General features: G+C 62.5%; 17 protein-coding genes. 14 read left to right on the top strand and 3 right to left on the bottom strand.

Going from position 1 to position 20,309, the window contains the following annotated elements:
- Positions 1–14: 14 nt before the first annotated feature.
- Positions 15–524: a MarR family winged helix-turn-helix transcriptional regulator gene (locus ATN38_RS20830; RefSeq protein WP_030536759.1), complete on the bottom strand. Its 510-nt coding sequence runs from the start codon at positions 522–524 to the stop codon at positions 15–17.
- A 174-nt stretch (positions 525–698) separates the two neighbouring features.
- Between ATN38_RS20830 and ATN38_RS20825 the strand changes: the two genes are divergently transcribed.
- Complete coding sequence (locus tag ATN38_RS20825) at positions 699–1,481, top strand: dioxygenase (protein WP_003944012.1); 783 nt, start codon at positions 699–701, stop codon at positions 1,479–1,481.
- 40 nt (positions 1,482–1,521) lie between these two features.
- Here ATN38_RS20825 and ATN38_RS20820 read toward each other — a convergent pair whose 3' ends face one another.
- Positions 1,522–1,980, bottom strand: a complete 459-nt coding sequence (locus ATN38_RS20820; RefSeq protein WP_007728696.1) for a peroxiredoxin — start codon at positions 1,978–1,980, stop codon at positions 1,522–1,524.
- Positions 1,981–2,037: 57 nt separating this feature from the next.
- Here ATN38_RS20820 and ATN38_RS20815 point away from each other — a divergent pair, with 57 nt between their 5' ends.
- The 12 genes from ATN38_RS20815 to ATN38_RS20760 all read left to right on the top strand — a co-directional run bounded on the left by ATN38_RS20815 (position 2,038) and on the right by ATN38_RS20760 (position 18,441).
- A complete protein-coding gene (locus ATN38_RS20815; RefSeq protein ID WP_058227001.1) occupies positions 2,038–3,624 on the top strand; it encodes an anthranilate synthase component I in 1,587 nt (528 codons plus the stop codon).
- The gene (locus ATN38_RS20810) at positions 3,621–4,325 is read left to right on the top strand and encodes a TIGR02234 family membrane protein (RefSeq protein ID WP_030536757.1); all 705 of its coding nucleotides are present in this window, start codon (positions 3,621–3,623) and stop codon (positions 4,323–4,325) included. The genes ATN38_RS20815 and ATN38_RS20810 overlap by 4 nt, the downstream gene beginning before the upstream one ends.
- A 125-nt stretch (positions 4,326–4,450) precedes the next feature.
- Positions 4,451–5,260 (top strand): indole-3-glycerol phosphate synthase TrpC, encoded by an 810-nt coding sequence (trpC, locus tag ATN38_RS20805; protein ID WP_003944016.1) that lies wholly within the window; start codon positions 4,451–4,453, stop codon positions 5,258–5,260.
- Positions 5,261–5,334: 74 nt separating this feature from the next.
- The gene (gene trpB, locus ATN38_RS20800) at positions 5,335–6,684 is read left to right on the top strand and encodes a tryptophan synthase subunit beta (RefSeq protein WP_070161397.1); all 1,350 of its coding nucleotides are present in this window, start codon (positions 5,335–5,337) and stop codon (positions 6,682–6,684) included.
- Positions 6,681–7,484, top strand: a complete 804-nt coding sequence (gene trpA, locus ATN38_RS20795) for a tryptophan synthase subunit alpha (protein ID WP_003944010.1) — start codon at positions 6,681–6,683, stop codon at positions 7,482–7,484. Before trpB ends, trpA begins: the two co-directional genes overlap by 4 nt.
- A complete protein-coding gene (gene lgt, locus ATN38_RS20790; RefSeq protein ID WP_218748575.1) occupies positions 7,481–8,554 on the top strand; it encodes a prolipoprotein diacylglyceryl transferase in 1,074 nt (357 codons plus the stop codon). The genes trpA and lgt overlap by 4 nt, the downstream gene beginning before the upstream one ends.
- Entirely contained in the window at positions 8,551–8,976 is a 426-nt protein-coding gene (locus ATN38_RS20785) for a TM2 domain-containing protein (protein WP_218748574.1), read from the top strand. Before lgt ends, ATN38_RS20785 begins: the two co-directional genes overlap by 4 nt.
- Before the next feature lie 126 nt (positions 8,977–9,102).
- Positions 9,103–9,930, top strand: coding sequence for a TM2 domain-containing protein (locus tag ATN38_RS20780; RefSeq protein WP_007728705.1), 828 nt, complete (start codon positions 9,103–9,105; stop codon positions 9,928–9,930).
- A gap of 133 nt (positions 9,931–10,063) precedes the next feature.
- Positions 10,064–14,563, top strand: coding sequence for a glutamate synthase large subunit (gene gltB / locus ATN38_RS20775; protein ID WP_218748573.1), 4,500 nt, complete (start codon positions 10,064–10,066; stop codon positions 14,561–14,563).
- Complete coding sequence (locus tag ATN38_RS20770; RefSeq protein WP_218748572.1) at positions 14,556–16,058, top strand: glutamate synthase subunit beta; 1,503 nt, start codon at positions 14,556–14,558, stop codon at positions 16,056–16,058. Before gltB ends, ATN38_RS20770 begins: the two co-directional genes overlap by 8 nt.
- An 82-nt stretch (positions 16,059–16,140) precedes the next feature.
- Complete coding sequence (pyk, locus tag ATN38_RS20765) at positions 16,141–17,559, top strand: pyruvate kinase (RefSeq protein WP_003944038.1); 1,419 nt, start codon at positions 16,141–16,143, stop codon at positions 17,557–17,559.
- Positions 17,560–18,441, top strand: coding sequence for an acyl-CoA thioesterase II (locus ATN38_RS20760; protein WP_003944096.1), 882 nt, complete (start codon positions 17,560–17,562; stop codon positions 18,439–18,441).
- A 33-nt stretch (positions 18,442–18,474) separates the two neighbouring features.
- Here the strand turns inward: ATN38_RS20760 and ATN38_RS20755 are convergent, their stop codons facing one another.
- A complete protein-coding gene (locus ATN38_RS20755; protein WP_042923025.1) occupies positions 18,475–18,978 on the bottom strand; it encodes an SRPBCC domain-containing protein in 504 nt (167 codons plus the stop codon).
- A 277-nt stretch (positions 18,979–19,255) separates the two neighbouring features.
- Between ATN38_RS20755 and ATN38_RS20750 the strand changes: the two genes are divergently transcribed.
- A complete protein-coding gene (locus ATN38_RS20750) occupies positions 19,256–20,227 on the top strand; it encodes a bifunctional 5,10-methylenetetrahydrofolate dehydrogenase/5,10-methenyltetrahydrofolate cyclohydrolase (RefSeq protein WP_218748571.1) in 972 nt (323 codons plus the stop codon).
- Positions 20,228–20,309: the final 82 nt, after the last annotated feature.

Raw genomic sequence — 20,309 nt, 5'->3', positions numbered from 1 at the left:
TCTCGGGGATGTGGTCAGGCCTTGCCGAGTCCGGCGGCGATTCCCTTGTCCAGTTGGGTGAGCATTGCTGTACCCAACGACGAAAGCTGGGCGACCTGGCGATCGTCGAGGCCCTCGAAGAGGAGACCTTGAACTGAGGCGACGTGCGGCGGTGCGGCCGCGACCACCTTTGCCATTCCCTCGTCGGTGAGCACTGCGTTGGAGCCGCGGCTGCCACGAATGACTTCCCGTTTCACCCAGCCGGCCTTCTCCATCTTCGTGATCACGTGCGAGAGGCGGGACAGGGACGCGTTCGCGCGCTGGGCCAGTACCGACAACTGGAGCTTGTGGTCGGGGGCGTCCGAGAGTGCCGCGAGTACGAAGTATTCGAAGTGTGTGAGTGCCGAATCGCGTTGTAGTTGAGTGTCGAGTGCGGCAGGCAACCGTGTCACGAGAGCGATCAGTGTCAGCCATGCTTCTTGCTGCTCGGCTGTGAGCCACTTCGTCTGAGACTGCGCGTCGGGCTGCGCGGTCGGTTCACTCATCGGTGACTTCTCCTTCGGGTCGAGCATTCTTCGTGCACGGAGCGTGCTTGTGTACAGCGTCTCAGGCGCATGTCCAGAAGAATCCTGCGGGGAATAGTTGCGGGACGCAAGTGTTGAGTTCTATATTAGGTTGAACCTTCAACTTACGACGAATGTCTATCCCGAGGAGTCCGTATGTCCACCACAACCATGCCTGCGCTGTATCTCAGCCACGGTGCTCCGCCGCTGGTGGACAGCGCGTTGTGGGTCGACCAGTTGGGGGCGTGGGCCGGCGATCTTCCGCGGCCGACGGCAATCCTCGTCGTATCGGCGCACTGGGAATCAGCACCGCTGACGATCGGATCGACGACCACGGGCACCCCGCTCATCTACGACTTCGGTGGTTTTCCCGAGAGGTTCTACCGCGCGAAGTACAACTCTCCCGGCGCTCCGGAACTCGCCGCCCAGGTTGCCGCGTTGATGCCGGACAACGAACGCGTGGTTCAGCAGCCGAATCGAGGCCTGGATCACGGTGCCTACGTGCCGCTCACGGTGATGTACCCGGACGCAGACATCCCGGTACTGCAAATTTCGCTGCCCACCCTCGATCCCGAGCGTTTGCTCCATCTCGGACAGCGCCTACGGCCACTCCGTGAGCAAGGTGTACTGATCGTGGGATCCGGATTCACCACGCACGGGCTACCGTTCCTGCGCGATCCGTCACCGGAGGCGCAGGCCCCGGGATGGTCGGCGGAATTCGACGCGTGGGCAGGGGAGAGGTTCGCTGCCGGTGACGTCGATTCCTTGATCGACTTCCGCGCTCAAGCTCCCGGGATGCCGTACGCGCATCCGACCATCGAGCACTTCGCCCCGTTGTTCGTCACGCTCGGTGCGTCATCCGATCCGGAACAGGTGCCCACCCAGGTGATCGACGGATTCTGGATGGGGCTTGCGAAGCGCTCGATTCAGGTCGCCTAGAGATCTCAAATCGCGCAGAGAATCAGGTCGCCCAGGTGAGTCAGCTTCGATTGCGAAGGAACTCGAGCGCCTGGTCGCCGTGGGTGTTGGCGCGTAGTTCACTCGAGATGACTTTGAGGACGGTGCGGTCGGTGTCGATCACGAAGGTCGAGCGTTTGACCGGAGCCAACTTGCCCAGGAGTCCGCGCTTGACGCCGAACTGTTCGGCTACCTTGCCGTCGGTGTCGGCGAGTAGGGGGTAGTCGAAGGATTGTGCGGTGGCAAAGGTGGACTGAGCTTCGACCGTATCGGTGCTGATGCCCGCTCGCGAAGCGCCCACCGCGGCGAATTCGCTGCCGAGGTCACGGAAGTGGCACGCCTCGGCGGTGCACACCGGTGTCGAGGCTGCCGGGTAGAAGAAGAGGACCAAGGGTCCGTTCTCGAGCAGGCTCGTCAGCGAGCGCGGAGTCCCGTCCTGGTCGGGCAGTGAGAAATCGGGAGCGAGTTGGCCTGGTTTCATTCGGCCGAGGTTACCCGCGCACGACGGCCACATGGGGGAGCCTGGGATGATGGAGCCATGCACGGCGAGCCCACCTCCATGTCCGCACGGTCGTCCGACACCGCGATCGTCGGTGACGCGTCCGATTCCACCACGACCCGGGAGCAGTTCCGAGCTCTCGCAGCTGAGCACCGGGTCGTTCCGGTCACTCGGAAAGTGTTGGCGGACTCCGAAACTCCGCTCTCGGCGTACGAGAAGTTGGCCGGCAATCGTCCCGGCACCTTCTTGCTCGAGTCGGCCGAGAACGGTCGTTCGTGGTCGCGGTGGTCGTTCATCGGCGTCGGGAGTCCGGCTGCACTGACCGTCGTGGACGGAGAGGCGGCCTGGTACGGCAACGTTCCGGCCGGCGCTCCGGCCGGCGGCGACCCGATCGACGCGCTCGGTGCCACCCTCGAGCTGCTTCGTTCGGAGCGGCTGCCCGACCTGCCCCCGCTGACCGGCGGAATGGTCGGATTCCTCGGCTACGACGCGGTGCGGCGCCTCGAGAGATTGGGTGACTCCGCGGTCGACGACCTGCAGATCCCCGAAATGGTCATGCTGCTTGCCGCCGACATCGCCGCAGTCGATCACCACGAAGGGGCGATCACCCTCATCGCCAATGCCGTCAACTGGGATGGCACGGACGAGCGCGTCGACACGGCGTACGACGACGCAGTCGCCAGGTTGGACGCGATGACTCGTGCTCTCGCGGCGCCGGCGAAATCGACGGTGTCGACATTTTCGAAAGCGACTCCGAACTACCGTCGTCAGCGCACCACCGAGAGCTTCGGTGTCGATGTCGACAAGTTGATCGGCGACATCGAAGCGGGCGAGGCATTCCAGGTAGTTCTCTCGCAGCGATTCGAGATCGATTGCACTGCAGCACCGATCGACGTGTACCGGATGCTGCGAGCGTCGAACCCCAGCCCGTACATGTATCTGCTCAACGTGCCGAACGGTGATGGAGAGACGGCGTTTTCGATCGTCGGTTCGAGCCCTGAGGCACTGGTAACCGTCGCCGAGGGCGTCGCGACAACACACCCGATCGCTGGAACCAGATGGCGCGGTGCCACAGAGGAGGACGACATCCTGCTCGAGAAAGATCTCCTCGCCGACGAGAAGGAAAACTCCGAGCACCTCATGCTCGTCGATCTGGGGCGAAACGATCTGGGTCGTGTCTGTCGCCCGGGCACGGTGAAGGTGCACGACTACCGGCACATCGAGCGGTACAGCCACGTGATGCATCTCGTATCGACCGTCACCGGTCATCTGGCCGAGGGAAAGCACGCTCTCGACGCCGTCACCGCATGCTTCCCCGCTGGAACCCTCTCGGGGGCACCCAAGGTCCGAGCGATGCAGCTGATCGAAGAACTGGAACCGACCAGGCGCGGTATCTACGGCGGCATCGTCGGCTACCTCGACTTCGCCGGCGACGCCGACACCGCGATCGCGATCCGAACGGCATTGATCAAGGACGGGATCGGATACGTCCAGGCGGGCGCCGGTGTCGTCGCCGACTCGGATCCGGTCTACGAGGACACCGAGGCCCGCAACAAGGCGATGGCAGTGCTGAGCGCGATTGCGTCGGCGCACACCCTGCGCACCATCGGAGGTGACGATCAGTGAGTGAGAACGAGTCGAGTGCAGCGGAGCCTACAAGCGTTTCTCGTGGCACCGCCGTGCCGAGAACGCTTCTGCTGGCGTTGTCGGCAGCAGCTCTGTGGGGCAGCTCACGAATGACGTGGGTTCATCTGACCTCGAGCGACGGCAAGACGCTGGAGAGGACGACGGATCTCGACGGCAGCACCTGGGCGGCGGCGATGACTCCGCTCGCGCTCGCGCTTCTGGCGGCGATCGCGGCGTCGTTTGCGGTGCGAGGTTGGGCACTTCGGGTAGTCGGACTGTTGGTTGCCCTCGTCGCCGTCGCGGTAGCGGTTCCGGCAGTGCAGTTGTTGGTGTCCGGAGCCTCTGCGGACCGAGCGGTGGAGTTGGCCGAGTTGTCCGGTCACCCGGAAGATCTCTCGACGACTGTTTCGGTACTGCCTGCCTTGCTTGCGTTGGTCGGAGCGGTGGCGGCGCTCGGCGCGGCAGTACTTCTGATGCGCAAACCTCCAGTGCGAGGCGGGTTGTCGTCGAAATACGACAACCCTGCCGCGCGCCGCGAGGCCGCAGCCAAGCTCGGTCAGGGAGACAAACCTGCATCGGACGAGCCTGTGACACAACGGATGTTGTGGGATGCGCTCGACGCCGGAGAGGACCCGACAGCGACTGACGGGGACGACGGAGTTGGGGGAGACAACGGCGCGAAACCGGGGTCGTCCCACTGAGTAAGACTGAACCCTCACCTGCGTGGGTACCCCGACGGAGTAGCAAAATTTCGTCCCACTAGGCTGAGACCACCCTGATGACGTATCTCACATCGGGCTCTTGCCCAGAAAGGATTCGGGCCACGATGACCGTACTCGACTCGATTCTCGACGGGGTGCGCGCTGATGTCGCCGCCCGCGAAGCCGTACTCGACTTCGCTGCAGTCAAGGCTGCTGCGGCCGCTGCACCGCCTGCACTCGATGCTGCAGCAGCACTTCTGGAATCGAGCATCGGCGTCATCGCCGAGGTCAAGCGAGCGAGCCCGTCAAAGGGTGCGCTGGCCGACATTGCCGATCCCGCAGAGCTTGCCGCGGCTTACCAAGCCGGTGGCGCACGCATCATCAGTGTTCTCACCGAAGAGCGCCGTTTTCACGGCTCGTTGGCCGACCTCGACGCAGTCCGTAAAGCGGTCACCATTCCGGTGCTGCGCAAGGACTTCATCGTGGGGCCGTACCAGATTCACGAGGCTCGCGCTCACGGCGCCGACGTCATCTTGCTGATCGTGGCGGCACTCGAGCAGCAGGCGCTCGCCTCGTTGATCGATCGCACCGAATCTCTGGGAATGACTGCCCTCGTCGAGGTGCACACGGAGGAAGAAGCCAACCGCGCGCTCGAAGCTGGCGCCAAGGTGATCGGTGTGAACGCCCGCAATCTCAAGACTCTCGAGGTAGACAAGAACACCTTCGGTCGCATCGCTCCCGGTCTTCCGACCGAGACGATCAAGATTGCCGAGTCCGGTGTTCGCGGAACTGCCGATCTGTTGGCGTACGCCGGGGCGGGCGCCGACGCAGTGCTCGTCGGTGAAGGCCTCGTGACCAGCGGCGACCCTCGCAAGGCCGTCGCAGATCTGGTCAATGCAGGTGCGCACCCGTCCTGCCCCAAACCGTCTCGATAAATCGCTGCACCCGCCCGGCGTGCTTTGATGCACCCGGGCGGTGACCAGCGACACCGTTGGGGCAGACTGGTGGGGTGACTTCACGTACTCAGGAACCAGGCTCCGGTGCAATATTCAAGGGCGGCAATCTGCCGCCGGCCAGCGCGGGACTCACCGAGCGCTCCCACGATCCCGATGCCGGAGGCCATTTCGGCGTCTACGGCGGACGGCATGTGCCGGAAGCCCTCATGGCGGTTATCGAGGAAGTCACTGCGGAGTACGAAAAGGCTCGAGCGGACGACACGTTCTTGAACGAACTCGATCGCTTGCAGCGCGATTACACCGGGCGTCCGTCGCCGATTTTCGAGGCAACGCGAATGAGCGAGTTCGCCGGCGGTGCGCGCATCCTTCTCAAGCGTGAAGATCTGAACCACACCGGTTCTCACAAGATCAACAACGTTCTCGGTCAGGTTCTGCTGGCAAAGCGTATGGGCAAGACCCGCATCATCGCCGAGACCGGAGCGGGCCAGCACGGTGTGGCATCGGCCACCGCCTGTGCACTGCTCGGTCTCGAGTGCGTCATCTACATGGGTGCTGTCGACACCGAACGGCAAGCACTGAACGTCGCACGCATGCGCCTGCTCGGCGCGGAGGTCGTCTCGGTCGAGACCGGTTCGCGCACGCTCAAGGACGCGATCAACGAAGCCTTGCGCGACTGGGTTTCCCACGCGGACAACACCTATTACTGCTTCGGTACCGCGGCAGGTCCGCACCCGTTCCCCACCATCGTTCGCGACTTCCAGCGAGTGGTCGGCCTCGAAACACGCGTCCAGGTTCAGGCACTGACCGGCCGCCTGCCCGATGCAGTCACAGCCTGCGTCGGAGGCGGCTCCAACGCAATCGGAATCTTCCACCCGTTCATCGACGATCTGTCGGTACGGCTGGTTGGCTACGAAGCAGCCGGCGACGGTGTCGAAACCGGAAGGCATGCAGCAACGTTCGCCGGCGGTACACCTGGCGCATTCCAGGGTGCCTACTCCTACCTGCTCCAGGACGAAGACGGTCAGACCATCGAATCGCACTCGATCTCTGCTGGTCTGGACTACCCGGGCGTCGGACCCGAGCACGCTTACCTGAGCGATATCGGGCGTGCGACCTACGAACCCGTCACCGACAGTGAAGCCATGGATGCGCTGCTGCTGCTCTCGCGCCGCGAGGGCATCATCCCGGCCATCGAATCGGCCCACGCCGTCGCCGGCGCACTCCGACTTGGCAAAGAACTCGGTGAGGGCGCGATCATCGTCGTCAATCTCTCCGGTCGCGGTGACAAGGACATGGACACCGCCGCAAGCTGGTTCGGTCTTTTCGACGGCGCCTCAGGTCAGGCAGCCGCTCCGGATGATGCAGCAGACGAGAACGACAACACGGAAGGCTCGGACAAGTGAGCGAACGACCATCACGCCTCGCACCCACCTTTGCCGCGTGCAAGGCTGACAAACGTGCCGCCCTCGTCGGTTACCTGCCTGCCGGTTATCCGACCGTTCCCGAATCGATCGACGTGTTCAAGGCGATGGTCGACGGTGGCTGCGACATCATCGAAGTCGGTGTCGCGTATTCCGATCCGGTCATGGACGGTCCGACCATCCAGCGTGCAGCCGAAACCGCACTCACCAACGGCGTTCGCCTTCGCGACATCTTCACCGTGATCGAGCAGATCAGTTCGGTCGGCGGCAAGGCCGTCGTGATGACCTACTGGAACCCGGTACTGCAGTACGGGGTCGACAAGTTCGCACGAGACCTCGCTTCCGCCGGCGGGCTCGGACTCATCACCCCCAACCTCATTCCGGAAGAAGCCGGCGCCTGGATGGAAGCATCCGAGGAGCACCACCTCGACCGGATCTTCCTTGTCGCCCCGTCCTCGACGGAAGAACGGCTCGCGATGACACTCGATGCGAGTAGTGGATTCATCTACGCGGCCTCGACAATGGGTGTCACCGGCGCTCGCGACGCTGTGTCTTCGATGGCTCCGGAACTGACCGCACGGATCCGCGCGCATTCCGACATTCCCGTCGGCGTCGGATTGGGAGTTCGCTCCGGCGCACAGGCTGCCGAAATCGCGGCATACGCCGATGCCGTCATCGTCGGCTCGGCTCTGGTCTCCGCGGTCGAGAACGGCCTGGGAGCGGTTCGCTCGCTCACCGAAGAACTCGCCGAGGGCGTCCGCTCGGCTACCGTGGCGTCGTGACCTCAACTGTGGACCTGCTGGCCTATATCCCCAGCCCGCCCCAAGGCGTCTGGTACGTCGGACCGGTGGCGCTTCGCGCCTACGCGCTCTTCATCATCCTCGGCATCATCGTCGCGATCGTGTGGGGAGATCGTCGTTGGGTCGCCCGCGGCGGCGAGAAGGGGACCGTTCTCGACATCGCGATCTGGGCCGTTCCCTTCGGTCTGATCGGTGGCAGGCTCTACCACGTTTTGACCGACTGGCCCGCTTATTTCGGCGAGAACGGTCAGCCACTCGACGCACTCAAGGTGTGGCAGGGAGGCCTCGGAATCTGGGGAGCAGTGTTCCTCGGCGGCATCGGTGCGTGGATCGGCTGCCGTCGACGCGGCATTCCGGTGTCCGCGCTCGGTGATGCGATTGCGCCCGGAATCTTGCTCGCGCAGGCCATCGGTCGTATCGGCAACTACTTCAACCAGGAGTTGTACGGTCGCGAGACCACCGTCCCATGGGGCCTCGAGATCTTCGAGCGTGTGAACTCTTCCGGCCAGCTCGATCAACTGGCAGGTGTCTCCAACGGAGAAGTCATTCGGGTCGTTCACCCGACGTTCCTCTACGAAGCTGTGTGGAACGTCCTGATCGTGATCCTGCTGGTCCTCGCCGACCGCCGATTCAAGATCGGCCACGGGCGCCTGTTTGCTCTGTACGTCGCGGGCTATTGCCTGGGCCGGTTCGTCGTCGAACTGATGCGCGACGATTTCGCCTACGAGATCGCCGGCATTCGCGTCAACACATTCACTTCGGGGATCGTGTTCTTCGCCGCACTGGCCTACTTCTTCCTGGCGAAGAAGGGGCGTGAGGATCCGGCTGATTTGAAGTCGAAGGACTACGTCGCTGCGGTAGCTGCCGGCGAAGCAGGAGTCGCGGCGCCAGTTACCGAAACTGATTCGGCGAAGGCCGACGCGAAAGGCGCCGACGCTGAAGATTCTGAATCCGATGCTGCTGAATCCGCTTCCAGTGAGGCAAGCGACTCCACGGCAGCGTCGGATGAGTCGTCGGACGCGGTGAAGCTGTCGAAGAAAGACAAGCCGTGACAGGTCCCTATTCGCAGGGGGGATTCCCCGAGGATCAGGGACCGGTCTACGGCGCGCCCAATCCGTACGGATATCAGCAGCCATTGCCGCCTCCATCGATGTACGGGTTCGGAGATCCCTACGCCCCGTACGGTCGGCACCCGGTAACCGGGGAACCGTATTCCGACAAGTCGAAGGCCACCGCTGGACTGTTGCAGATCTTGCTGGGCTTCTTCGGAATCTGTGGAGTCGGGCGCCTCTATATCGGAAGTGTCGGTATCGGATTGTGCCAACTGCTCGGCATGTTCTTCGCGCTGTTCATGTCGGCGTTACTCATCGGAATTCCATTTGCGATCGGAATCTGGATCTGGGCGTTCGTCGACGGCATCGTGATACTTTCGGGCAATGCGCGGGACGGTGCTCGCCGGCCATTGCGAGGATGAGTCGCGAGCGCGAACCGAGGAAACATGTGTGGGGGACTGGCCTCGAGAAGGTCGAGCCTTCTCGAAGTCCGATAACAAAAGCTATTACGTACCGTCGTCGAATCGAAGGAAAGTACGTTGCCTAACTTGAACAAGAATCCGGAACCTTCCGAGTCGGGGGACTCGTCTGGATCACAGCCGCCGGTTCCACCGCAGTTCGGGTCGCCGTTCGACTACGACGCGACGGCGGATGCGTCGTTGACGGAAACCTCGGCACCCACCGAAAAGACGCCGTCGACGGAGACCACCGGCACCGGTCCAGGCTGGGACACGTATTCGGGAGTCGGAAACGGTCCGGGATGGGGAAACCACCCCATCTACCCGCCGCCGACCGGAACCGAATCGACCACAGCGTTTCCCGCTGCCGATTCTGATTCCACCCCGAATCAGCCCACAGCGCCGTACACGTCGCAGGAAAGCTACGCCGCTCAGAACTATCCGGCGACCGACTATCCGGCGCCGGACTACTCGAGGCCGACCCAAACCCCGACGGACGGTCCCGTCTACGGTGCACCGGCAGATCAGACTCCGAATCCCTACGCGGCTCCGCCGCAGGGCTACCCCCAGCCGGGATACTCACAGCCGGGTTACGGTCAGCCTCAGGGGTATCCACAAGCTCAGGGTTATCCTCAGCCTGGCTACGGCCTGGTCGACCCGTCCGCACCATACGGACGTGACCCGATGACCGGTGAACCGTACTCGGACAAGTCGAAGACGACTGCCGGATTGCTGGGCATTCTGCTCGGCGGATTCGGTGCAGGACGTTTTTATCTCAACCAGCCCGGCATGGCTGTCGCACAGATCGCGGTCACTTGGTTGACCTGTGGAATCGGTGGCATCTGGCCGCTCATCGACGGAATCATGATGTTGACCGGCAGTGTGCGCGATCAGTACAACCGCCCTTTGCGTAGCTGATCGAAACGACCGTCGGCAAGTGTGACCCCCTGATGCCTCGTTATCAGGGGGTCACCGTTTTGCTCTCGCGACCTGCGGTTATGGGCTGATAAACTAGCGCTCGTCGGCTGCATGTCCGCGTGGAGGTCGCCGAGTGCCGTTTTCTCGAATACCTGAACCTCGAGGCCTGTACGACCCCGATCAGGAAACCGATTCGTGTGGTGTAGCCGTGGTAGCAGACACCTCTGGACGCCACCTGCATTCCGTTGTCGACGATGCGCTCGCGGTCCTGGGCAATCTCTCCCATCGCGGCGCAGTTGGGCGCGAATCCAACAGCGGAGACGGCGCGGGCATTCTGATTCAGCTGCCGACGGAGTTCTTCGACGCGGTGACCGAGTTCGAGCTTCCACCACCCAACGCGATGGGTGAGAACACCTACGCGGCCGGAAACTGCTTTCTCCCGGTGGATCAGGAAGCACGTCGGCGCGCGGTAGTTCGGATACACCGGTACGCAGCGGCAGAAGGACTGCAGATTATCGGGTGGCGAGAGGTGCCGGTCGACCGAGACTGCGTCGGAACCGTTGCCGCGCAGTGCGCTCCGTACATCAGTCAGTGTTTTGTGACGTGCGCCGAGTCACGAGATCGTAGTGTGGGCGGAATTGCCTTGGACCGACGAGTCTTTGCCCTCAGGAGACAAGCCGAGCGGATTCACTGTGCCGACACTGCAGTGTATTTCCCCTCGTTGTCCGCCCGAACCATCGTGTACAAGGGCATGCTGACGCCGACGCAGTTACCCGGTTACTTCACCGACCTACGCGACGACCGAATGCGAACTGCGTTGGCAGTAGTGCACAGTCGATACTCCACGAACACATTTCCGTCGTGGCCACTCGCTCAGCCGTATCGCTGCATCGCCCACAACGGCGAGATCAATACGATTGTGGGAAACAGGAATTGGATGCGCGCTCGCGAGCCGATGCTGCGGAGCACGCTTTTAGGTGGGGACATCGATCGCCTGTTTCCGATCTGCACCCCGGGAGGATCCGACTCTTCGTCGTTCGACGAAGTACTGGAGCTTTTGACGCTCGGGGGCCGCAGTGTGCAACACGCCATCGCGATGATGATTCCCGGAGCCTGGGAGAACGATTCTTCGATGCCCCACGAGATAAAGGCCTTCTACCAATTTCACGGTTGTCTGATGGAACCGTGGGACGGTCCTGCGTCCGTGACGTTCAGCGACGGCATTGTTGTCGGGGCCGTGTTGGATCGCAACGGTCTTCGCCCAGGGCGATGGTGGCGGATGAAGAACGACCGTATCGTGTTGGCCAGTGAGAGCGGTGTGTTCGACGCTCCCACGTCCGAGGTGTTGGAGAAGGGGCGCCTCGAACCGGGACGCATGTTTCTCGTGGACACCGCTCGCCATCGGATCGTTTCCGATGCGGAGATCAAGTCCGAACTCGCGAGCACAGCCCCCTACCGGGACTGGGTCGACGGGGGATTGGTGGACCTCGAGGACATCCCCGAGACTGCGCCTGCCCGAGGCGATCCGGCTCCGCTGTTGCAACGGCAGTTGCTCTTCGGATACCACGCCGAGGACCTGCGGGACATTCTTGTCCCGATGGCAAGCTCAGGATCGGAGCCGTTGGGATCGATGGGTGTCGACACGCCTCTCGCCGTTCTTTCGGATCGGCCGAAGCTGTTGTACGACTACTTTATTCAGCTCTTTGCTCAGGTGACCAACCCGCCTTTGGACGCGATTCGCGAGGAAGTCGTCACTACGCTTGGTGTCACCCTCGGCGCTGAGCAGAACTTGTTCGAAGCGTCGGCGCTGTCGTGCCGAAGGATTGTTCTCGACAAACCGGTGATCGGACCGGGGAAGATGGCGAAGGTCGCCGAACTATACGGCGCAAGAACTCCGAGAAGCGCTGTCCTTCGCGCAGGTTTCGATCCGAGGGGCAGTCTCACCGAAGGCGTCGAGAAGCTTCGTGAGTCCGCCCGAACAGCCGCCGCAGCCGGAATCGAGATTCTGGTGATCTCCGACCGTGGATCAGGCCCTGAGCAGGCTCCCATTCCGTCATTGCTCGCAGTATCAGCCGTGCACCACGATCTGGTTCGTCATGGCCTGCGGACCAAGGTTTCCCTTGTCGTCGACTCGGGTGACGCGCGCGAAGTTCATCACATCGCGCTGCTGATCGGCTACGGTGCGGCGGCTGTCCACCCGTACCTTGCTCTCGAATCTGTCCAAGCCCTCAGCGAGCAGGACGAACTTCCCGGGATAGATCCGAAGACTGCGTCGGACAACTACCTGAGAGCAACAAATTTCGGCGTGCTCAAAGTGATGTCGAAGATGGGAATCGCTACGGTTCACTCCTACACGGGCGCACAGGTATTCGAGGCCGTGGGCTTGGGTCGAGAGTTGGTCGACGAATACTTCTGCAACACACGGAGCCGGATCGGCGGGATCGGTATCACCGAAGTCGCGCGCGAAGTTCTGATGCGCCACACGGCTGCGTTCTCGTCGTCCGCAGTGCAGCATCGTCAGTTCGACAATCGTCAGTTGACCGACAGCGGACAGTACCGGTATCGCCGCGATGGTGAATTGCATGTGTTCACACCCGAATCCGTGTTCTTCCTTCAGCATGCGACCCGGACGGGGCGAAGTGAAATCTTTCGCCGCTACAGCGATGAAGTCGATCGACTGAGCGCGCAGGGCGGAACACCGCGGGGATTGTTTCGATTTCGGTGTGAGGTTCGTCCGCCGATTCCGCTCGATCAGGTCGAACCCGTCGAGATGATTCTCGCTCGATTCAACACCGGTGCGATGAGCTACGGTTCCCTCTCTGCGGAGGCGCACGAGACGATGGCGGTTGCGATGAATGCTCTCGGCGGGCGTTCCAACACCGGTGAGGGCGGAGAGTCGCCGGAGCGGTTGCGTGACGACAAGCGTCGAAGCGCAGTCAAGCAGGTCGCGAGTGGGCGCTTCGGGGTGACCAGCGATTACCTGGTCAATGCCACCGACATTCAGATCAAGATGGCCCAAGGTGCCAAGCCCGGTGAAGGAGGGCAGCTTCCGGGGTCCAAGGTGTACCCGTGGATCGCGGAAACCCGGTACTCGACGCCTGGGGTCGGGCTCATTTCTCCGCCCCCGCACCACGACATCTATTCGATCGAGGATCTCGCCCAATTGATCTACGACCTCAGATGCGCAAACGATCGTGCGCGGATACACGTGAAGTTGGTCAGCGCAGTCGGAGTCGGGACTGTTGCGGCAGGTGTGGCCAAAGCGCACGCCGACGTGGTGCTGATCTCCGGTCACGACGGCGGGACGGGTGCTGCGGCACTCTCGTCCATCCACCACGCGGGTACGCCGTGGGAGATCGGGCTGGCCGAAACTCAGCAGACCCTGGTGCTCAACGGGTTACGCGATCGGATCGTCGTCCAGTGTGACGGGGGTTTGCGCACGGCGCGGGACGTCGTCGTCGCCGCGTTGCTGGGGGCGCAGGAGTACGGGTTTTCCACGGCGCCACTCATCGCGGCCGGGTGCGTCATGATGCGGGTATGTCACCTCGACACCTGCCCTGTCGGAGTAGCGACGCAGAATCCCGAACTGCGCGAGCGATTCACCGGGCGGCCCGAGTACGTCGAGAACTTCTTTCGCTTCATCGCCGACGACGTGCGACGGTTGTTGGCAGAATTGGGGTTTCGAAGTATCGACGATGCTCTGGGGCACGCAGACGTATTGGAAATGTCTCCGGCGGTGGCACATTGGAAGAGTCGGACGTTGGACCTCTCACCACTCTTCGACGTTCCGGCCGCGCCGGCCGGCGCGGCCTTCCTACCGTATGTACCTACTTCGAGCGAACTCGAACGCACCCTGATCGACTTGGCTGCGAACTCGCTCGAGGACGCTCGAGCCGTGCATATCGAACTGCCAGTACACAATACGGATCGAGCGGTGGGAACGAGGCTGGGCGCTGAGGTGACCAGACGCTACGGTGCCGTCGGGCTACCTGACGGCACCATCGACGTCGTGCTCCGTGGAACGGCGGGCCAGTCACTCGGTGCGTTCTTGCCACCGGGCATCTCGCTGGTCGTTGTCGGCGATGCAAACGATTACGTGGGAAAGGGGCTCTCGGGTGGACGAATTGTGCTTCGGCCGAGTGAGGACGCACCCTTCGTGGCCGAGGAGCAGGTGATTGCCGGCAATACGCTGCTGTACGGCGCTACGAGCGGTGCGCTCTATGCCCGGGGGCGTGTCGGGGAACGATTCGCGGTGCGAAACTCGGGTGCGGTCGCTGTGGTGGAAGGCGTCGGCGACCATGCGTGTGAGTACATGACCGGGGGTCGCGTCGTCATCATCGGCCCAACTGGTAGGAACCTTGCTGCGGGAATGTCGGGCGGAATTGCCTTCGTACTCGATGTGAAGGCAGAGAAGGTCAACCGCGACATGGTCGTGCTGGAGCGGCCTTCGGCGGAAGACTGTCGTCAGCTGGTCGACATTCTCGGCGAGCATTTGGCTGCGACCGGCTCGCCGGTGGCTGCGAAACTTCTCGACGACTGGGTTGGCCAGAGTCCGAGATTCACCAAAGTCTTGCCTGTCGACTACCGGAAGGTCGTGGAAGAGAACGAACTGGTGGAGCCGGCTCATGCCTGACGCACGCGGGTTCCTCAACGTGAAACGATCCGACGCACCGACCAGACCGCCCGATGTGCGTGTCGGCGACTGGGCGTCGGTATACGAGTCGCTGGATCCCGTCGTGCGAAATCGAGACGTATCTGCACAGGCCTCGCGTTGCATGGACTGCGCTGTGCCGTACTGCCATTCGGCCGACGTAGGGTGTCCGCTCGGCAATCTCATTCCGGAATGGAACGACCTGGTTCGGCGTGGACGGTGGTCCGAAGCCTCGGAGAATCTGCATTTCACCAACAATTTCCCCGAGTTCACCGGACATCTGTGCCCCGCACCGTGCGAAACGGCGTGCGTTCTCGCACTCGACGACGAGCACACGTCGGGGGGTGTCACCATCAAGCGCATCGAACAGGCGATTGTCGACAACGCCTGGGAGTCGGGTTGGTTGGGGCCGCAGGCTGCGGTAGTTCACAGCGGAAACCGTGTTGCGGTTGTCGGTTCGGGACCGGCGGGACTGGCCGCGGCTCAACAACTGACACGAGCCGGACACAGTGTCACGGTGTTCGAGCGGAGCGATCGGATCGGGGGACTGCTTCGCTACGGAATTCCTGAATTCAAGTTGCCCAAGGCCCTCATCAACCGGCGGCTGGACCAACTTACCGCCGAGGGGACCCGATTCGTCACTGACTGCGCCGTCGGAGTGAACGTGAGCGCGCACGACCTCCTGACGGATTTCGAGGCGGTAATCCTGGCGGTCGGGGCTGATCGTGTCAGAGACACCGACGTACCGGGTCGTAGTCTTCGCGGAATCCATCCTGCGATGACGTACCTGCGGGCGGCCAACCGCGAATGCGAGGGTGATGGTGCGTCGAGCATCTCGGCGCGAGGTAAAAACGTCGTGATCATCGGTGGCGGCGACACGGCCGCCGACTGCCTCGGCACGGTGCATCGCCAGGGTGCGCACGCAGTGACGGAGTTGGATTACCACGTCCCACCTCCGGCACACCGCGATCGAGATCGCGACCCATGGCCGTTGTGGCCGCGGGTCCTACGCAGCTCGCCGGCAGACGAGGAGGGCAGTGACAAACGGTTCCGATGGGCTGCGCAGGAATTTCTCGACGACGGTAAGGGTGCGGTCCGTGCAATCCGGATGGTTCCGGTAGCCGTGTCACGAGCGAAGAACGGACAACGAACCTTGGTGGAGACTGGAGACACGATCGATCTCGTGTGCGAGATGGTCCTGCTCGCTCTGGGTTTCGACGGCGTCGAAACCGCTCCACTGCTCACCGACCTTGATGTCGGCACCGATCCACTCGGCAGAATCGAGTGTGATGTCGGGTGGCAGACCCGCACACCCGGCGTATTCGTCTGCGGCGACGCGCATCGCGGGGCGTCGCTGGTCGTGTGGGCGATTGCCGAGGGACGGTCGGCCGCACGTGCCGTCGACATGTTTCTCACAGGCGAGTCGGCGCTTCCGGCTCCGGTTCATCCAAAGGCATTTCCGCTGTTCGTGAGCTGACCAACTGAATCGAGTAAGTACAGAAAGTGCAGGTCGCAAATGCCGGATAGAAGTGCGGTGGGGTAGCGACTAGGCTCGAGCCGTGAACCGACGGACAAAAATTGTATGCACACTTGGACCTGCGACAGCTTCTGGCGACCGCATCCGTGAGCTCGTGGAGAGCGGCATGGACGTGGCGCGCCTCAACTTCAGCCACGGCGAGCATGCCGATCACGAAGAAAACTACATTCGCGTCCGCGCCGCGTCGGACGCCACCGGAAAGGCCGTCGGTGTTCTCGCCGACCTTCAGGGGCCCAAGATTCGCCTCGGCCGATTCAAGGACGAGCGGACCACCTGGGCCAACGGTGAAGAGGTTCGTATCACCGTCGACGACGTCGAGGGAACGCACGATCGCGTCGGGACCACGTACAAGGAATTGGCGCGCGACGCCAAGGCCGGCGATCGACTGCTGGTCGACGACGGAAAGGTCGGCCTGGTCGTCACGTCCATCGACGGCAACGACGTCGTCTGTCGGGTCACCGAAGGCGGTCCGGTCAGCAACAACAAGGGCCTCTCACTGCCCGGTATGAACGTCTCCGTTCCAGCCTTGTCGGGCAAGGACATCGCCGACCTCGAGTTCGCTCTCAAGCTGGGTGTCGACTTCATTGCACTCTCCTTCGTTCGCTCACCGGCGGACGTCGAATTGGTTCACGCCATCATGGATCGAGTCGGGCGCCGCGTTCCCGTCATCGCGAAGCTCGAGAAGCCCGAGGCCATCGACAATCTCGAAGCCATCGTGCTCGCGTTCGACGCCGTCATGGTCGCCCGCGGTGACCTCGGTGTCGAGTTGCCGCTCGAGCAGGTCCCGCTCGTTCAGAAGCGCGCAATCCAGATTGCTCGTGAGAACGCGAAGCCGGTCATCGTCGCGACGCAGATGCTCGAGTCGATGATCGAGAACTCACGTCCCACTCGCGCAGAGGCATCCGATGTCGCCAACGCCGTTCTCGACGGCGCCGACGCAGTCATGCTCTCGGGCGAGACTTCGGTGGGCAAGTACGTCATGGAAACCGTTCGCACCATGGCCCGCATCGTCGAGGCCGTCGAGAACGAATCAACCCGTGTCCCACCGTTGACCCACGTCCCGCGCACCAAGCGCGGTGTCATCTCGTACGCAGCACGCGACATCGGCGAACGTCTCGACGCCAAGGCCTTGGTTGCGTTCACTCAGTCCGGTGACACGGTGCGTCGACTGGCTCGTCTGCACACGCCTCTGCCGTTGCTCGCCTTCACACCGCTGCCCGCGGTGCGCAGTCAGCTGACGCTGACGTGGGGAACCGAGACGTTCCTGGTCGATGCGGTGGCCACCACCGACGAGATGGTGCGTCAGGTGGACAGTGCGTTGCTCTCCCTCGGGCGGTACGTCAAGGGCGACCTCGTGGTCATCGTTGCCGGATCCCCTCCGGGAACTGTCGGTTCCACCAACCTCATTCACGTCCACCGTATCGGCGAAGAGGACCACTGAGTGACCCACGCGAACGCGTCCACCGACCTCGGTACTCTCCTCGGTCTGTTGGATCTGGAGCAGATCGGTGAAGACGCGTTCCGTGGATACCACCCGAAACAGGTAGGTTCGCGGACGTTCGGCGGTCAGTTGGTGTCTCAGGCACTGATGGCCGCCGGGCGGACCGTCGACGGTGATCGCCCCATCCATGCGGTGAATGCCCATTTCATTCGCGGCGGAGATGTCAAGGCGCCCATCGAGTATCGGGTGGATCGTCATCGCGACGGGCGGGCGTTCGCCAACCGTCAGGTGACTGCCTATCAGGGTGAGAACGAATTGTTCGTGATGCTCGCGGCGTTCCAGGACTCCGGCAAGGGGCTCGACCATGCTGTCGAGATCCCGGATGTTCCACTTCCGGAGTCGTTGCCTCCCATCGGCGATCATCTGGTGGGGTACGAGGAAAAACTGCCGCATTTCAGTGCGGCGCTCAAGCCGATCGACATGCGGTACGCCAACGATCCGGCGTGGATCCTCAAGGGCACCGGCGAGAAACTCAACCACAATCGGGTGTGGATGCGCCCCGACGGTGATCTGCCGGACGATTCGCTCATTCACGCTGCGACGCTGGCATATTCGTCCGACACCACCGTGCTCGATTCGATTCTGACCACTCATGGTTTGTCCTGGGGTCATGATCGTATCGTCGCGGCGACGGTCAATCATTCGATCTGGTTCCATCGCCCGTTCCGGTTCACCGACTGGGTTCTGTACGCCACCGAATCGCCGGTCGCCGCAGGTTCGCGCGGTCTGGCAACGGGACGGTACTTCTCGGTGGAAGGACTGCTGTTGGCGACGGTGGTCCAAGAAGGAATGATCAGGCATTTCCCGCGTAAAGGGGAATGAGATGCGGGCCCGAGACTGAACTCGGGCCCAGAATCAAGCAGACTTGCGATATTGCGGTGAGAGTTCGTCGGCGCGGTCCCACGGAGACCAGTCGACTTCGCGTCCATCGAGTTGGGCCGCAACAACTTCCAAGCCCGCGTGCCAGCCGGCGGCGTGCGCGTACGCGGATTCCTCGTCCTCCATCGTGTGGGTGAGAGTCAGCCAACAGCCGCCGGTGCCGTCCGGTGCCAGTTCCCAATGAAGAGTGTCTGCGTCCCAGAGGAATTCGAGAATTCGGTGCGGGTGGACGCTGATGACCGTCCCGCGCGTCACGTGATCTGCGGGCAGTCCGAAACGCTCGACTTGTTCCGGTGTCACCTTGAACAGTAGATCCGCGCCGGGAGTGAGATCGAAATCGACGTCCGCCGGAAACCAGGCGTCGAGGTACTCGCGTTCCGTTATCACTTTCCAGACCTTGTCCGGTGCGTGCGGAATCGCCAGTTGGAAGCTCAGTGACACCCGACCGTCATAGGTCAGGTTTATCTTGCCGTTGTCCATCGGTGCCTCCAATGCTTGGTGCCCGTGCGGTTGCCCCCATCGTGCCATCTAATTGCACAGGATGGAATAACTGCAGGTCAGATCGTTACCTATTGATAGGTTATGTCGATTTGTCTCGTTTCGTGAGTGGCGTTCTCGACGCGTTTCGTGGCAGTGAGACAAACGCGCGGTACGCTGACCACGCACGACTGGCGCGGGTGGGAATTACCACCGGGGAGTGCACATCGCGAGGCATCGACCGCCTGGGTGCTTCACACATCTTGTGTGAAGGGGATCCATGTCTATCGAGAATCGGCCCACCGAAAATCTGTCTACAGAAAATCTGCCCAGCCAGAATGTGGCCGCTCGAATAATCGACGGACGCGCAATTGCGGATGCTGCGCTAGCGGACCTGTCAGTGCGCACCAGGCAGTTTCGTGATGAGGCGGGGCACGTTCCTTGCCTGGCCGCCGTCATCGTGGGAGCGGACCCGGCCTCGAAGGCGTATGTACAGATGAAGGCCAAACGATCTGTCGCCGTCGGAATGACGTCGCGGACGGTCGAACTCCCGGTGAGTACAACCACCGAAGAACTGGTCGGCGTGCTGAGAGCGTTGTCGGCGGACCCTTCGATCGACGGCATACTGCTGCAACACCCGGTGCCAGACCACATCGACGAACGGGCCGCGTTCGATGCCATCTCGGCCGACAAAGACGTTGACGGCGTCACTTCGGCATCTTTTGCGGCAATGGCGTTGACCGGTGGGGGATTCGAATCGTGTACGCCGAGTGGCATCCTGCGCCTGCTCGACGCCACAGGCGTCGAACTCTCCGGAAAGCATGCTGTCGTGGTCGGCCGAAGCCCGATACTCGGATTGCCGATGGGAATGCTCCTCCTGCGTCGAGGCGCAACGGTGACATACTGCCATTCGCGCACCGTCGACCTGGCCGCCCACGTCGCCTCGGCAGACGTCGTCATCGCGGCCGTCGGTGTTCCGGAACTGATCAAAGGGACGTGGATCAAGCCTGGTGCAGTGGTGATCGATGCGGGGTACAACGAGGGCAACGTCGGAGATGTGGAGTACGCCGCTGCGCTCCCACATGCCGGTGCGATCACACCAGTGCCGGGTGGCGTCGGCCCCATGACGGTGGCAGTCCTGCTGGAACAAACACTGGCAGCAGCAGTTCGAGCAGCGGACGTTCGGGCATGCAGTGAGAATCATGACAGTCGTGTTGAACCGGACCCCGCAATCGCCTCGGATCGATTGTGAGACCTCGGTTTCGAGACGGAGTATTCATCCGCCCCGCGATAACCGAATTACCGCGTCGAGCACCGCTGCGCTGGAATGGCTG

The sequence above is a fragment of the Rhodococcus sp. FH8 genome, from assembly GCF_019266085.1.
GTDB lineage: Bacteria > Actinomycetota > Actinomycetes > Mycobacteriales > Mycobacteriaceae > Rhodococcus_F > Rhodococcus_F qingshengii.
This window is presented reverse-complemented; position numbering and strand designations above follow the sequence as displayed.

What these genes read in the sequence shown, in the direction of transcription:
- ATN38_RS20830 (WP_030536759.1), bottom strand. Translation starts at nt 524, where the DNA reads ATGAGTGAACCGACCGCGCAGCCCGACGCGCAGTCTCAGACGAAGTGG.
- ATN38_RS20825 (WP_003944012.1), top strand. Translation starts at nt 699, where the DNA reads ATGTCCACCACAACCATGCCTGCGCTGTATCTCAGCCACGGTGCTCCG.
- ATN38_RS20820 (WP_007728696.1), bottom strand. Translation starts at nt 1,980, where the DNA reads ATGAAACCAGGCCAACTCGCTCCCGATTTCTCACTGCCCGACCAGGAC.
- ATN38_RS20815 (WP_058227001.1), top strand. Translation starts at nt 2,038, where the DNA reads ATGCACGGCGAGCCCACCTCCATGTCCGCACGGTCGTCCGACACCGCG.
- trpC (WP_003944016.1), top strand. Translation starts at nt 4,451, where the DNA reads ATGACCGTACTCGACTCGATTCTCGACGGGGTGCGCGCTGATGTCGCC.
- ATN38_RS20770 (WP_218748572.1), top strand. Translation starts at nt 14,556, where the DNA reads ATGCCTGACGCACGCGGGTTCCTCAACGTGAAACGATCCGACGCACCG.
- ATN38_RS20755 (WP_042923025.1), bottom strand. Translation starts at nt 18,978, where the DNA reads ATGGACAACGGCAAGATAAACCTGACCTATGACGGTCGGGTGTCACTG.
- ATN38_RS20750 (WP_218748571.1), top strand. Translation starts at nt 19,256, where the DNA reads ATGTCTATCGAGAATCGGCCCACCGAAAATCTGTCTACAGAAAATCTG.